The following is a 14,691-nucleotide window of genomic DNA, read 5'->3' on the forward strand; positions in this document are numbered from 1 at the left end:
CTCATTCGGGGGAGGGAATTAGCAAAAAACGATGCGGACATCTCATTTTCCCCTTCCCTTTGCCGGACACAGGCTGCATATCGTCGACTTTGATGCGAGCAGCTTTCACGAGCACGACCTGTTATGGCTGCCTCATCACGATCGGCTCCGGTCTGCCGGACGCAAGCGTAAAGCTGAACATCTGGCAGGCCGCATCGCCGCCGTTCATGCGCTACGCGAGGTGGGCGTCAGGACAGTGCCCGGTATTGGCGACAAGCGACAGCCGCTATGGCCGGACGGCCTATTTGGCAGCATCAGCCACTGTGCGTCAACGGCGCTGGCCGTCATATCCCGACAGCGTATCGGCATTGATATAGAAAAAATCATGAGTCAGCACACGGCGACAGAGCTGGCGCCGTCCATTATCGATAGCGATGAGCACCAAATTCTCCAGGCGAGCTCGCTCCCTTTTCCGCTTGCCCTGACGCTGGCCTTCTCCGCCAAAGAGAGCGTTTATAAAGCCTTTTCAGACCGCGTCACGCTCCCGGGATTCGATAGCGCAAAAGTTACCTCGCTTACCGCCACGCACATCTCGTTACATCTGCTGCCAGCCTTTGCCGCCACGATGGCTGAACGTACCGTCCGTACAGAATGGTTTCAACGTGACAATAGCGTTATTACTCTTGTTTCTGCAATAACGCGCTTTCCCCACGACAGGAGCGCTCCCGCTTCTATACTTAGCGCAATACCCCGATAAATGAGATCACTATGACGCTGAATGATTTTCACGTTTCTGAACCTTATACGCTTGGTATTGAGCTGGAGATGCAGGTGATCAATCCACCTGGCTACGATTTAAGTCAGGACTCTTCTACACTGATCGACGCCGTTAAGCCCCAACTTACTGCGGGAGAAATTAAGCACGATATTACCGAAAGTATGCTGGAGATGGCCACGGGCGTCTGCCGCGATATTGACCAGGCGGCGGCCCAACTTTCTGCCATGCAGCACGTTATTTTACAGGCGGCGTCGGAACACCATCTCGGCATTTGCGGCGGCGGTACGCACCCTTTTCAAAAATGGCAGCGTCAGGAGGTCTGTGATAATGAGCGCTATCAACGCACGCTGGAAAATTTCGGCTATTTAATTCAACAGGCGACGGTTTTCGGTCAGCATGTCCACGTCGGCTGCGCGAACGGCGACGATGCGATTTATCTTTTACACGGGCTGTCGCATTTTGTGCCGCACTTTATTGCGCTCTCCGCCGCGTCTCCCTATATGCAAGGATCTGACACCCGTTTTGCCTGCGCGCGCCTGAATATTTTTTCCGCTTTTCCCGATAACGGTCCCATGCCGTGGGTCAGTAACTGGCAAGAGTTTGCCGGACTATTTCGCCGTCTGTCTTACACCACGATGATCGACAGCATCAAAGATTTGCACTGGGATATCCGCCCCAGCCCGGCCTTTGGCACGGTTGAAGTTCGGGTGATGGATACGCCGCTCACCCTTGATCATGCCATCAATATGGCAGGATTGATTCAGGCGACCGCGCACTGGCTGCTGACCGAGCGTCCCTTTAAACCGCAGGAACAAGACTATCTGTTATATAAATTCAACCGTTTTCAGGCTTGCCGCTATGGTCTGGAGGGCGTGCTAACCGATGCCTATACCGGCGACCGCCGTCGCCTGGCAGATGATACGCTGCGCCTGCTGGACAACGTTACCCCCTCAGCGCGCAAGCTGGGCGCCGACAGCGCCATTGACGCGCTACGTCTGCAGGTGAAAAAAGGCGGTAACGAAGCGCAATATATGCGGGAGTTTATTGCCGACGGCGGATCGCTGATAGGCCTGGTACAAAAACATTGTGAAATCTGGGCGGGACAATAGACAGCATATTTGCCTTACCAGGCGATATCCCGGACAATGGCGTTTTAACTTACGTTTAACAAAGCCATGAAACACCCGCTTGAATCATTGATGACCGCTGCCGGTATTTTGCTGATGGCGTTGCTCTCCAGCCTGCTGCTGCCCGCCCCTTCGCTCGGCCTTGCGCTGGCGCAAAAACTGGTCGGGATCTTTCATCTTATGGATCTCAACCAGCTTTATACTTTGTTGTTTTGTTTATGGTTTCTTTTGCTCGGCGCGCTGGAATATTATGTTATTCGCTTTATCTGGCGGCGCTGGTTTTCGCTGGCCAATTAAACATTTCAATGCGTACGGCCATGATTTTCTTTACGATAAGCGCCTGGCGGCAGGTTGAACGTGCGGGTAAAAATGCGCGTAAAGGTTTGCTGCGAATCAAAACCATACTTTAGACAAATATCATACACCTTCTGGTCGGTGTCGCGCAGGTCGCGCGCCGCCAGTTTTAGCTTCCGTTCACGCACGTAGCGCCCCAGACTCTCCCCTTTGTACTGCATAAAAAGGCGCTGCAGGTGCCACTTGGAATACCCCGCATGACGGGCAATATCATCAATACGTAACGGCTGATTCAAATTATCATCAATCCACTCGACAATCGTGTCGATAACCTGAGCGGAAATGGTCATCGTGCTCTCCCCTCTATCAAACTCGTCAGCGGCTCCCGCACCGCACATTTACGGCAACAGCAATAAGCATAGTAATAACCACACAAATTGTGAGACAGCTTATCGCATGGCCTGCAATATGCTTTTCTACCACTTCATGCGGCAGCCCTTGATTATGAGTGAGTAAGCACTCATTATAGAAAGCAAAGATACGCCGTCAAGGTACTTTTCAAAGGTTGACATTCACCGTTGCGACGCGACAACGGGCATGATTCAATCATGTTTTTTCAGACATAAGGGTAACGTGTAGTGGCTCGTCCGAAGAGTGAAGACAAAAAACAAGCATTACTGGAAGCGGCAACCCAGGCGATAGCGCAATCCGGTATCGCCGCCTCAACGGCGGTGATTGCGCGTAACGCAGGTGTTGCAGAAGGAACATTGTTTCGCTATTTCGCGACCAAAGATGAGCTGATTAACACGTTGTATTTGCATTTAAAGCAGGATCTCTGCCAGTCAATGATAATGGAGCTGGATCGATCCATTACCGATGCCAAAATGATGACCCGTTTTATCTGGAACAGTTACATCAGTTGGGGTCTGAACCATCCCGCGCGCCATCGGGCGATCCGTCAACTGGCCGTCAGCGAAAAGCTCACCAAAGAGACGGAACAACGGGCCGACGATATGTTCCCCGAATTGCGCGATTTATGTCATCGTTCCGTTTTGATGGTATTTATGTCGGATGAGTACCGCGCCTTCGGCGACGGCCTTTTTCTGGCGCTGGCTGAAACAACAATGGATTTCGCCGCGCGCGATCCCGCTCGCGCTGGCGAATATATTGCGCTGGGATTCGAAGCCATGTGGCGCGCGCTGACTCGCGAGGAGCAATAATGGACGGTCAAACACTGCACGCCTGTGCAAAACGCTTTGCGCTGGAACTGCCTTTTACCGAACACTGCTGGCCTTTCGGCCCACAGTACGATGTGTTTAAAGTCGGCGGCAAAATATTCATGCTTTTCACTGAACATCACTGCCGTCCAGTGGTGAACCTGAAGTCGGATCCCCAAAAATCCCTGGTAAATCAACAAATTTACCCCAGCATTGCGCCTGGCTATCACATGAATAAGAAACACTGGATTTCAGTCTATGCGGGCGAGGATATCACCGTCTCGCTACTCAACGATTTGATAAATGACTCATGGAATCTGGTCGTAGACGGGCTGCCTAAAAGAGAGCAACTGCGCCTGCGGCCGCGCTGATGCAATAACCGTTTCCGCATTTTCCTCCCTTATCTTTTTACCGATAACCCGGTACCCTGCTGATACAAAAGGGTACTAAACCAACCAGGAGCATTTATGGATATCGTTTCTGTCGCCTTAAAGCGCTACTCCACTAAGGCGTTCGATCCCAGCAAAAAACTGACCGCCGAAGAAGCGGATAAAATAAAAACACTACTACAGTACAGCCCCTCCAGCACCAATTCCCAGCCGTGGCACTTTATTGTCGCCAGTACGGAAGAGGGCAAAGCGCGTGTCGCAAAATCCGCCGCCGCCAATTATGTGTTTAACGAACGTAAAATGTTAGACGCCTCCCATGTGGTGGTCTTCTGCGCAAAAACCGCAATGGATGACGCATGGCTTGAGCGCGTCGTCGATCAGGAAGAAGCCGATGGCCGTTTCGCTACGCCGGAAGCTAAAGCGGCAAATGATAAAGGTCGCCGCTTTTTCGCCGATATGCACCGCGTCTCGCTGAAAGATGACCACCAGTGGATGGCGAAACAGGTCTATCTGAACGTCGGCAACTTTCTGCTGGGCGTCGCCGCGATGGGTCTCGACGCCGTCCCCATTGAAGGTTTCGACGCCGAGGTGCTCGACGCTGAATTTGGTCTGAAAGAAAAAGGCTATACCAGTCTGGTCGTGGTGCCGGTCGGCCATCATAGCGTCGAGGATTTCAACGCCGGGCTGCCGAAATCACGTCTGCCGCTTGAAACCACACTGACGGAAGTCTAATCCCCTGCCTAAGCCGGACGCCCGTCCGGCTTTTTTCACCTTTCTGCCAGGTTCCTCAATGATCAATGGCGCGAAGTGCCAGGTTTTACATCGCTAGTGTTAACTTCCTCTTTCAACCTATTGAAAATAAATAATATTTAAAACTGGCACGCCGTTTGCTATATCTGGATACCCCCTATCTGGATGAAGGAGAACACGGCGTGACACCGGTTTGCGCCTACGATGGCGATATTGTCACCACGGGGTTGGTCCTCCCTGGCGTGTCATCAAAATCGGGCGCTAAACCCAACGTTATAACGGGTTTGATTGCCATCGCTTAACCCTGCCGTTTGCGACAGCCCGGCGAAAGCGGACACCGTTGCCGACAGCGGAAAATCTGCGCCAATCGCGATATCAACCCAGTTTTTATCCTGCGCTTTTCCGTCGCGGCTAAACGTCAGCGCGGTCGATTTAAGGCCGCCGTTCGCCACATACGTATCATCGCCAAACTGACGGCGATAATTAATCTGCGCCCAGGAGTGAATGATGCTGTGGCGGAGATCCAGACGCCAACCAGCGCTACCCACCTGCGAATGGGCGTTTTGGTCGCCAAAACGCATTGATGTACTGGTATTGAGCTTCTCGCTATAACCATTAACGTGGCTGTAATCCCATGCATATTGCAGCATCGGTCCGGTCGTTAACCACGGCATCATGACAAAATCATAACCACTGGTTAACCTCGCGCCCCACAGCCGACCGTTGGTTTCGCCCTCTTCCACCCGTCTTAACGCACCGAGCGTTATACTGCGCTGAATGTTACTGAATTTAGCGGACAGATAGTGTAAATCGCTATCCAGCCACGCCTGACCGGCGCGCAAATGGCTGAATACGGCGGCCTGAAAACCGCGGGCATCATAACGATAATTATCGTCAGGATGTTGCTTATCCAGAGAACCGGCTATCAGCCCTCCCAGCAGTACCTGCTCGTTAAGCTGATAATCGACGCCAACCGTCAGATTATTATGATTACCGTTCCCGTCGGCCTCATTATTATCATAACGTTGATATCCCCCGCTGTATCCGCCGAACATGCCCAGTGAACCAACAGGATTTTCCCCCTGGCGAAGCTGCTGATAACGGCTGTCAAGCGTGGTACGACTGCCTTGCGCCATCGACTGAACGCTTTGGTTCAGGTATGTCGCCTGTACCGGCGCGGCAATGATCGACTGGATATATTGCGCAATAATGGTATGGACCTGCGGACCGGGATGTAAATGATCGGCAAACAGATAGTCCTGCGACGCATTAAATCCAGGCATTGCCGAGGAGCACGCCGAAGCGGATACGCCCGGCGGGCAGGCCATACCTACGGTATTTGTCAGACCAAACGCCTGCGGGTTGGCAAGAATTTCCTTAAAGAGGCCGTTGATATCGGCACGGGCTATATTGCCGCCGTGTTGCTCCAGCCCCTTCTCTTCCATCTGATTATAATAATCGGTCAGAGCTGACGCCTGCTCTGCCGCCGTTTCATAGCCCGCCAGCAGTTGCTCAACGAGCAGTTGCTGAATAAACGGATTGCTGCTTACCGTTGCAGCCGCCGCCAGCAACGCCTTGCGGATCGCCTGTTGCCGACTGGCGAAATCGGGCGTAGCACCCTCCGCCAGCGCGTCTAACGCCGCTTTTAACGCCGGAGGCGCCGCTGCGCCCAGCCCGGCGGTGATTACCGCCTCCAGAAGCATTGGCGTCGCACTAATATCCGGTACGTTTGGCACCACAACCAGCCCGGCGCCGGCATCCAGTAACAGTCCTACCTGCGCCGCCGCGTTAGTGGCGCTATTCCCGGCTATTTGCTGTGCCATGGTTGGTTGCGCGATGGCCGCCGCCAGATCGTTTCCGCCGACCCAGTGAATATACAAACCGTTGTGGTCGGCTTTTCCCCCCGTTTTGGCAAGCCACTGCCGTACCTGATCCGCGGTATTATCCTGCGGGTTTAATTCCGGGGTCGCCGTCGCGCCGCCGGCGGCATAATTAGAACCGCCATTGTTGGAAGGGCTTAATGCCAGCCCAAATCGTTCGGCCAACTGTTCGTCGTAGAGCTTATTTTGACCACTATCCCAGGTCCAGCGACCGTTATTCCCGGTATCGCTAAGGCTATCGCCAAATACCGTAAGAGAGTCAAACGCACAGGCAGATAATGGCGCGGCCAGCGCCAGCGAGAGTATGCCGTATTTTAGCAGGGTACGCTTTTGGGTCATCCGATGTTCCTTAATGTTATTGTTGAGAGGTACGACGGTGCTAATCATCATCCGACAGAAACATTGCAATCGTTTTAAGCATTCTGGTTAAAATGTTTTCATCCATTGTTGACGAACTGGCGCCTGTTCAAAAAAATGGGGTGGCGTAAAATAACGACGTTTATGGGGCGCTGGATAAAATATAGCGTATGGATAACCCCTGAAGCGCTTTTACCCGTCTGTTGCTGATTATGCCTGAAGCGCGAGCGTCCTGATTTGCATAAATGCCATTCAGCAGTCATCATAGGCTGCTGTTTATAAAGGAGAGATTATGCAGGAATTGATATCCCAGGTAGAAGATTTAGCGGGAATTGAAATGAATCACACCACGTCGCTGGTGGTGATATTTGGTATTATTTTTCTGACGGCAGTTGTCGTGCATATTATTTTGCACTGGATAGTACTGCGCGCTTTCGAAAAACGTGCCAGCGCCAGTTCCCGCCTGTGGCTGCAAATTATTACCCAGAATAAATTATTCCATCGTCTGGCTTTTACGCTGCAAGGCATCATTGTCAATATTCAGGCCGCGCTCTGGCTACAAAAAGGCAGTGAGGCTGCGGATATCCTGACGACCTGCGCGCAGTTATGGATTATGACCTACGCCCTGCTGTCGTTATTTTCTCTGCTGGACGTGATTTTCAATCTATCGCAAAAATGGCCCGCCGCCTCTCAGTTACCGCTAAAAGGAATATTTCAGGGTATTAAGCTCATCGGCGCCATTATCGTCGGCATTCTGATGATCTCACTGCTGATTGGCCAGTCACCAGCAATTTTAATCAGCGGGCTGGGCGCGATGGCCGCGGTATTAATGCTGGTCTTTAAAGACCCGATTCTTGGCCTGGTTGCCGGTATCCAGCTTTCCGCCAACGATATGCTCAAACTGGGCGACTGGCTGGAAATGCCGAAATATGGCGCAGATGGCGCGGTCATTGATATTGGCTTAACCACGGTAAAAGTACGCAACTGGGATAATACCATCACCACCATTCCCACCTGGTCGCTGGTTTCCGACTCGTTCAAAAACTGGAGCGGCATGTCTGCGTCCGGCGGACGCCGGATTAAACGCAGCATTAATATTGACGCGACCAGTATCCATTTTCTGGATGATGATGAAAAACAACGGCTGTTAACCGCGCAACTGTTAAAGCCGTACCTTACCAGCCGTCATCAGGAAATCGATGAATGGAATAAACAACTGGATGCGCCGGAATCAGCCTTAAATCACCGCCGAATGACTAATATCGGGACATTTCGCGCCTATCTGAACGAATATTTACGCCACCATCCGCGCATCCGTAAAGATATGACGCTGATGGTACGCCAACTGGCGCCTGACGATCATGGTTTGCCGATAGAGATCTACGCCTTTACCAATACCGTCGTGTGGCTGGAATATGAGAGCATTCAGGCCGATATTTTCGACCATATATTTGCGGTGGTGGAAGAGTTCGGCTTGCGTATTCATCAGACGCCGACCGGCAGCGATATTCGCGCGCTGTCAGGGACATTGCGGCATTAATGGATTGCCCGATCGCATGAGCATGGGATCGGGCAAAAAAGTTAATGAGCCTTACGGCGCAAAACTGTAAACGCGATAAACAGGAATACAATCCATACCGGCAGCAAAATCGCCGACAATCGCATATCGTCCATCGTACACATTAACACCAGAATCAGCGCCAGAAACGCAATGCACAAATAGTTTCCGGCGGGATAGAACAGCGCCTTAAATTGCGTCTCGCGCCCTTTACGACGCATCGCCGCGCGAAAACGTAAATGCGCGAGACAGATCATTATCCAGTTTAGCAATAGCGTCGCGACAACCAGCGCCATCAACAGGCTAAACGCTTTTTGCGGCAACAGATAGTTGATCAGCACCACCAGCGAGGTAATCGCTCCGGAAAGTATCAGCGAGTTCACCGGCACGCCGCGATGGCTGACGCGGGTTAAAAATTTCGGCGCGTTGCCTTGTACGGACAGGCCGAACAGCATTCGGCTATTCGAATAAACGCCGCTGTTATACACCGAAAGCGACGCGACCAGAATAACGAAATTCAACGCCGAAGCCACCACATTACTGTCCAGGTTATGGAAGATCATTACAAAAGGGCTGCTATTGGATTTCACCTCTACCCACGGATAGAGCGCCAGCAACACCACCAGCGAACCGATGTAGAACAGCAAAATACGGTATACCACCTGATTCACCGCTTTCGGGATGCTTTTTTGCGGATCGCGCGCTTCCGCCGCAGTAATGCCGATCAGCTCCAGTCCGCCAAAAGAAAACATAATCACCGCCAGCGACAGAAGCAAACCATGCCAACCGGTAGCGAAGAAACCGTTATAACGCCAGAGGTTATCAATGCTGGCATGTTCGCCGCCGTGGCCGGAGAACAGCAGCCACAGACCAAAACCTATCATGCCGATAATCGCTAGCACTTTAATCAGCGCGAACCAGAATTCCGTTTCGCCATACAGACGAACGTTCACCAGATTCACGGCATTAATGATAATAAAAAACACCGCCGCCCATACCCATGTTGGTACGTCAGGCAGCCAGTACTGCATATAGATGCCCGCCGCGGTCAGCTCCGCCATCCCGACCAGCACAAACATGACCCAATAGTTCCAGCCCGACAAAAAGCCCGCAAACGGCCCCCAATATTTCCAGGCGAAGTGGGCAAACGATCCGGAAACCGGCTCTTCCACAACCATTTCACCCAACTGGCGCATAATGAGAAAAGCGATAATCCCGGCAACGCCATAGCCCAACAAAACAGCCGGCCCCGCCATTTGAATCGCCGGGCCGATGCCCAGAAACAGTCCGGTGCCAATGGCGCCGCCCAGCGCAATTAGCTGAATATGGCGGTTTTGCAACCCCCGTTGAAGCGTCGGTTCATTCTTCGACGCGGCATCCGACACGCTGGCGCCGGATGCAGTTGACGCGTTTTTCACGTCCTACCCCTGTATCGTTTTTATTGAGGGGCACCTTTTAACATTTCGCTCTCGCTGCCGCAAGGCGCAATCGTTTGTCAAGGCTCAACTCCGGACGTTAACGTTATCGTGTAAAAAAAGATGTCGCGGGGAGTAAAAAGAAAAGAGTGCGCGCCGATATAGAACGTTACGGGTGACAGACGCCGAGTATAAAACATGTGAATAACTCTGGACGAAAAGTACGACACCCTACAGAATACATTTAGTATTTTTTCAGTATTTTCAAAAAGGTGAATCAGACCTGGTATCTGTTATCCGTTTTTGAGCCACGCCAGGCATCAACGTCATGAATAAGATCATCAAACGTTTAGAGATCATCAAAAGCGCCATTGAACTTGAGGACGAAGAGATTATCCGTCAGCAGCTCATCTACCTGAAAAATGAGCCGCAGGATGCCGTAATCAGCGCGATTGCCCAGGCGATTGAAGCTCGTCGATTCAGTGACGCCATGCAAGAGATCGCCGCCTGGCTACAGGCTCAACGGGCGCTCTCGACGTGGCAAGATCCCTCTATTGCCGCCAGTAAACTGGAGCTGAAAGCGCTTGAAGCCCAGCTTCGCGATCTGATTGACAAACGAAATGCGCGGGTACAAATCCTCGACGATTTCAACGACCTCTATCATCTGCGTCTCGGGCCGTTGATGAGCCGTATTCTGGAGTTGCGTAAACAGCTCGCGGTGAGTATGCAGCGTAAGCAAGAGGCCGAAATAAAACGCCGGGAAAAGGATTATCAATCCTGCCTGCAATTTATTTCCCAGGCCGTGGATCAACTGGCAACGCTAAAACAGCAGTGGACAGGATTGAATGCCGCCTCGCGCGAAGCGGTGGGCATCCGTCAGCGAATCCAGCAGCAGACGGAATTAATTACCGCGTTGCTGGCGGAAATTCGCGAGCTGGAAGCGGATTTTTCCCATCAGGACGACAGCGCATTCCGCCAGGCGCAGGAAAATGCGGAACAGGACTATCACCAGTACCGGGAGCAGCAGCAGGAAGCGCAATTCCGCTACGCCCGCGATCAACGTTTGTCGGCTGACGAACGCAATGAATTAAAACGTTTGTGGCGTCAGGCCAGCCGCCTGTGTCACCCGGATGTGGTCGCCGATGAATTAAAAGAAAAAGCGCACCAGATGATGGTACAGCTTAATCAGGCGCGGCAGAATGCCGATCTGGCGGCAATTCGCGCGTTATTGACGCAGCTGCAAAGCGGTCTGGAACCGATGATGGCAAGCGACAGGCTAAATAACCTGGAACATCTGCGCCATAAAATACGCCAGCTCCGCACGCAAATCGACGCGCTGTTGAAAGAGATAACGCAACTGGAAACGGAAAACGCCTGGCGGCTCGCCTCTTCCGTTGCGGATAAGGAAGCCTATTTCTCCGAGCAGGAACGGGCGCTAACCGAAATTCGCAATACGCTGGAGGCGCAGGTTCAACAGGTGGAACAGGAACTTCTGTCAGGGTAGTCCATCATTCATCAACACATTGTCGGATGGCGCAAGCGCCATCCGACGAATCGCGGCATAAAGAGGGTAAGAGGGTCGCTACTGTCGCTGTAAAAGTAACGAACGGGCGGAGTCCGCCATGATCATCACCGCACCTGCCAGCATTAACGTATCTTTTAATACCAGCCGTCCGGCGCCCGATAAATACGGAAAACCATAATGCGCATCGCCCAGCGGCATAACCCAGGCCTCCGGCGTGGTGATTAAAAACGACAGCGTGACAAATGGCGTCAGGAATGCCAGCACGCCGCCTGCCAGCCCTAACCAGCGGCTAACAGGGTTGGCCAGTACCAGCGCCGCGATAATCAATTCCACCACGCCCAGACCATCCGAAAACGCATACGTATTATTGGCCGTTTGCCAGGCGCGTTCCTCCGGTTTTAGTTCGCCCTCATGAGTCAGATGCTGACGATATTCTTCAGGATGTTCATAGAAAAAAGACATAAACGGGCTGTTCGCCACAAACGGGGTAATACTGTCTGCCTCATAGGGCACAAATTTTAGTAGTCCAATCCAGATAAAAACGATGGCGATACTCAGGCGAATTAATGTTAATCCCAGCCGATCCCCCTGACTTAACAGACGAAGATATTTATCCATCTCAGGCTCTCCTTATTTATATAATATCGCAGTGGCGTAACCCGTATTATCAATACGCATGGACGTAATTTTCCATGACGACGCCTGTTTACTTTGCGCCAGTCTGGCAATAGCGTCCTCAAGCATTGACGGCGTTGCTGACACCGCAGAAACGCTGATATATTCAACGTCAGTTAGCGGCTGGGCGGAGGCGGAAAACGCCAGCGGCGCAGCCAATAATGAAGCAATAAGTGTGGTAACTTTTAACATCGAGATTTCCAGTCGTGGGTTATTTCAATGGTGTTATAATACGTTACGCCTGACTAAAGCCTTTTCTTTCAGACGCCAGCATATTTGTCCTGGCGTATTTTTATAGCCTGACAGGCAAAAAAAAGCCCTGATTAACAGGGCTACGTTATTTATGTTTTACTTAATGAGAGAGAAGAGATCGTTTAAAGACTCACTCATTGTAGGATGGGTAAATATCTGGTCGCGTAACACCGTATAAGGTAAATCTGCATCCATAACGGTTTTAACGATATTAATCATTTCATGAGAATCGACGCATAACAATGACACCCCTACAATACGCTGCGTATTCACGTCCACTACCGCTTTTAGTACGCCACGGGTATCGTTCATAACACGGGCGCGAGGGATCGCCGCCACCGGTAATGTCACCACCTGCACCGTTGCGCCGCTTGCCCGCGCTTGTTCTTCCGTCAGCCCGACACGAGAGAGCGGCGGCGTCATAAAGACGGAATACGGAACGTTCTGGCGATCGCGGGTACTGCGTTTGCCATCTCCTAATAATCCGTCGCGTACAATACGAAAATCATCCAGTGAAATATAGGTAAACTGCAACCCACCGGTAACGTCGCCCGTCGCCCAGATATTGTCCGCCGTGGTACGCAGGTAATCATCCACGATGATCCCGCCGCGTTCGTTCACCGCCACGCCGGCGTTCTGCAACTGTAAGCCAGCCGTCGCCGGTTTTCGCCCCGACGCCACCAGCAGGGCATCCACAAGATGCGCGCCTTCCGGCGTTTCTACTTGTACCGCGCCCTCCCTTGAGGATACGGCCTGTACGTTGGCGTTTAAAATCAGCTCGACGCCCTTTTCCTGTAAAATGCGGGTAATTGCCTGCGCGATATCCCGATCTTCACGAGGCAGGAATTGCGGCGCTGCTTCAAAGATAGTGACCTTCGTACCGAAGTTGGCGAACATTGAGGCAAATTCAAGGCCAATATAACCGCCGCCTAAAATCCCCAGCCGCGCCGGACGCTGGCTCAGGCTGAGTAGCCCGGTGCTATCGAACACCCCTGCCGTCGTTGTTAAGCCCGTAATAGCCGGGATCACCGACTCTGCGCCAGTATTAATGAAGATCTTTTCTCCCCGTAACACCCGCTCGCCGTCCGCCTGAAATACCCGTAAGGTATGGTTATCAATAAACTCTGCCCTTCCCTCAATCACATCGACATTGTCCAGGTCGGCAAGATTATGAAAATTTTTGTCGCGTAAAAAATTTACGACCGCCGCTTTGCGTTGCATGGCGACAGAAAAATCGCCCTCACGTTCCGCATCATGCACCAGCGTTTTCGTTGGAATACAGCCAATGTTGATGCAGGTTCCGCCGAACATACTGGCGGACTGTTCGATAATCGCCACGCGCCATCCCGTCTTCGCCAGAGTTGCCGCCAACGTTTTTCCTGCCTTGCCAAAACCAATAATGAGCGCCTGATACTGTGTCATCTTCTTTCTCCGCCAAATCACCATCTGTTTGTCAGGACAAGTATAAGTAACGTCAAAAAAGACAGGGTTATCTGCAACGCGTCATTTTTTGTCTTATCGTCTAAATTGGCGGTTAGCAAAAACAAGAGTAGAAATGACATCAAGTCCGAAATATAGTGAAAATAGACAGAAATGGTTATCCCTATTTTTGAAAAAGAATCTGTTCTGGAGTCTATATGGATGCGCTTAGTCGGCTATTGACGCTTAACGCCCCTCAGGGCTCAATCGACAAGAATTGCCCGTTAGGCGGCGACTGGCAGTTGCCGCACGCCGCTGGCGAACTATCGGTGATTCGCTGGCATACCGTTACGCAGGGCGAAGCGCAACTGGAAATGCCTACCGGCGACGCCATGACGCTTACGCCGGGAAAGGTGGTGATTCTGCCGCAAAACTCCGCCCACCGTTTGCGCCAGTCTGGCGAAGCACCGACACATATCGTGTGCGGTAGTCTACGTCTGCACACGACGTCACGTTATTTCCTTACCGCGTTGCCGGAAGTGTTATGTCTTGCCCCGCCGCCGCATAGCCCCGCCAGTATCTGGCTTAACGCCGCCATTTTGCTGTTACAGCAGGAGTCAGAACGCCATTTACCTGGCACTGAGGTCTTATACAGTCAGCAGTGCGCCACGCTGTTTACCCTCGCCGTTCGCGACTGGCTATCGCAGGCTGGCACAGCGAAAAGCGTGCTCAATTTATTGCTGCATCCCCGGCTGGGCCGCGTGATCCTTCACATGCTGGAAACACCGGCGCATCCCTGGACGGTCGAAACGCTGGCGCAACGGGTACACATGTCGCGGGCGAGCTTCGCCCAGCTATTTCGCGACGTGTCCGCGACGACGCCCTTAGCCGTGTTAACAACGCTGCGCCTGCAAATCGCCGCCCAGACCCTGTCGCGTGAAGCGCTGCCGGTGATGGTGATTGCCGAGTCGGTAGGTTATGCGAGCGAATCTTCTTTTCACAAAGCGTTTGTCCGTGAATTCGGTTGTACACCAGGCGAATACCGCAAACGGGTCAACGCGCTCGGACGATAAACG

At 52.2% G+C, this 14,691-nt stretch carries 15 protein-coding genes; 9 read left to right on the forward strand and 6 right to left on the reverse strand.

The window, feature by feature from the left end:
* Positions 1–31: 31 nt before the first annotated feature.
* The 3 genes from entD to LCS67_RS15900 all read left to right on the forward strand — a co-directional run bounded on the left by entD (position 32) and on the right by LCS67_RS15900 (position 2,181).
* Positions 32–736, forward strand: coding sequence for an enterobactin synthase subunit EntD (gene entD, locus LCS67_RS15890; RefSeq protein WP_001260562.1), 705 nt, complete (start codon positions 32–34; stop codon positions 734–736).
* A gap of 11 nt (positions 737–747) precedes the next feature.
* Complete coding sequence (locus LCS67_RS15895) at positions 748–1,866, forward strand: YbdK family carboxylate-amine ligase (RefSeq protein ID WP_000174090.1); 1,119 nt, start codon at positions 748–750, stop codon at positions 1,864–1,866.
* A 66-nt stretch (positions 1,867–1,932) separates the two neighbouring features.
* Positions 1,933–2,181 carry a DUF1158 family protein gene (locus LCS67_RS15900; RefSeq protein ID WP_000682498.1) on the forward strand — a complete coding sequence of 83 codons (249 nt, stop codon included), beginning with the start codon at positions 1,933–1,935 and terminating at the stop codon, positions 2,179–2,181.
* A 5-nt stretch (positions 2,182–2,186) separates the two neighbouring features.
* Here the strand turns inward: LCS67_RS15900 and LCS67_RS15905 are convergent, their stop codons facing one another.
* On the reverse strand, positions 2,187–2,528 hold the full coding sequence (locus LCS67_RS15905) for a RamA family antibiotic efflux transcriptional regulator (protein ID WP_000155635.1): 342 nt from the start codon (positions 2,526–2,528) through the stop codon (positions 2,187–2,189).
* A 288-nt stretch (positions 2,529–2,816) separates the two neighbouring features.
* On the opposite strand from LCS67_RS15905, the gene LCS67_RS15910 reads away from it, so the two are divergent.
* The 3 genes from LCS67_RS15910 to nfsB all read left to right on the forward strand — a co-directional run bounded on the left by LCS67_RS15910 (position 2,817) and on the right by nfsB (position 4,516).
* Positions 2,817–3,398: a TetR/AcrR family transcriptional regulator gene (locus LCS67_RS15910; protein ID WP_000113609.1), complete on the forward strand. Its 582-nt coding sequence runs from the start codon at positions 2,817–2,819 to the stop codon at positions 3,396–3,398.
* Positions 3,398–3,766 carry an MmcQ/YjbR family DNA-binding protein gene (locus LCS67_RS15915; RefSeq protein ID WP_000348989.1) on the forward strand — a complete coding sequence of 123 codons (369 nt, stop codon included), beginning with the start codon at positions 3,398–3,400 and terminating at the stop codon, positions 3,764–3,766. Before LCS67_RS15910 ends, LCS67_RS15915 begins: the two co-directional genes overlap by 1 nt.
* Before the next feature lie 96 nt (positions 3,767–3,862).
* On the forward strand, positions 3,863–4,516 hold the full coding sequence (gene nfsB, locus LCS67_RS15920) for an oxygen-insensitive NAD(P)H nitroreductase (RefSeq protein WP_000355868.1): 654 nt from the start codon (positions 3,863–3,865) through the stop codon (positions 4,514–4,516).
* 266 nt (positions 4,517–4,782) lie between these two features.
* On the opposite strand, the gene LCS67_RS15925 is transcribed toward nfsB, so the two are convergent.
* A complete protein-coding gene (locus LCS67_RS15925; protein WP_023197012.1) occupies positions 4,783–6,753 on the reverse strand; it encodes an autotransporter domain-containing esterase in 1,971 nt (656 codons plus the stop codon).
* 310 nt (positions 6,754–7,063) lie between these two features.
* On the opposite strand from LCS67_RS15925, the gene LCS67_RS15930 reads away from it, so the two are divergent.
* On the forward strand, positions 7,064–8,311 hold the full coding sequence (locus LCS67_RS15930; RefSeq protein ID WP_001156971.1) for a mechanosensitive ion channel family protein: 1,248 nt from the start codon (positions 7,064–7,066) through the stop codon (positions 8,309–8,311).
* A 41-nt stretch (positions 8,312–8,352) separates the two neighbouring features.
* On the opposite strand, the gene pheP is transcribed toward LCS67_RS15930, so the two are convergent.
* A complete protein-coding gene (pheP, locus tag LCS67_RS15935) occupies positions 8,353–9,747 on the reverse strand; it encodes a phenylalanine transporter (RefSeq protein ID WP_000786291.1) in 1,395 nt (464 codons plus the stop codon).
* 325 nt (positions 9,748–10,072) lie between these two features.
* Here pheP and LCS67_RS15940 point away from each other — a divergent pair, with 325 nt between their 5' ends.
* On the forward strand, positions 10,073–11,248 hold the full coding sequence (locus LCS67_RS15940; RefSeq protein ID WP_001033453.1) for a DnaJ family molecular chaperone: 1,176 nt from the start codon (positions 10,073–10,075) through the stop codon (positions 11,246–11,248).
* Positions 11,249–11,326: 78 nt separating this feature from the next.
* Here LCS67_RS15940 and rclC read toward each other — a convergent pair whose 3' ends face one another.
* From rclC to rclA, 3 genes are all read right to left on the reverse strand, one after another.
* Positions 11,327–11,887 carry a reactive chlorine resistance membrane protein RclC gene (rclC, locus tag LCS67_RS15945; protein ID WP_000362177.1) on the reverse strand — a complete coding sequence of 187 codons (561 nt, stop codon included), beginning with the start codon at positions 11,885–11,887 and terminating at the stop codon, positions 11,327–11,329.
* Positions 11,888–11,899: 12 nt separating this feature from the next.
* A complete protein-coding gene (rclB, locus tag LCS67_RS15950; protein ID WP_000922170.1) occupies positions 11,900–12,136 on the reverse strand; it encodes a reactive chlorine resistance periplasmic protein RclB in 237 nt (78 codons plus the stop codon).
* 156 nt (positions 12,137–12,292) lie between these two features.
* Positions 12,293–13,618 (reverse strand): reactive chlorine resistance oxidoreductase RclA, encoded by a 1,326-nt coding sequence (rclA, locus tag LCS67_RS15955; protein WP_000195934.1) that lies wholly within the window; start codon positions 13,616–13,618, stop codon positions 12,293–12,295.
* 215 nt (positions 13,619–13,833) lie between these two features.
* Between rclA and rclR the strand changes: the two genes are divergently transcribed.
* Positions 13,834–14,688 (forward strand): reactive chlorine-specific transcriptional regulator RclR, encoded by an 855-nt coding sequence (gene rclR, locus LCS67_RS15960; protein WP_000339628.1) that lies wholly within the window; start codon positions 13,834–13,836, stop codon positions 14,686–14,688.
* Positions 14,689–14,691: the final 3 nt, after the last annotated feature.

The sequence above is a fragment of the Salmonella sp. A7 genome (genome assembly GCF_020181675.1).
Taxonomy (GTDB): domain Bacteria; phylum Pseudomonadota; class Gammaproteobacteria; order Enterobacterales; family Enterobacteriaceae; genus Salmonella; species Salmonella enterica.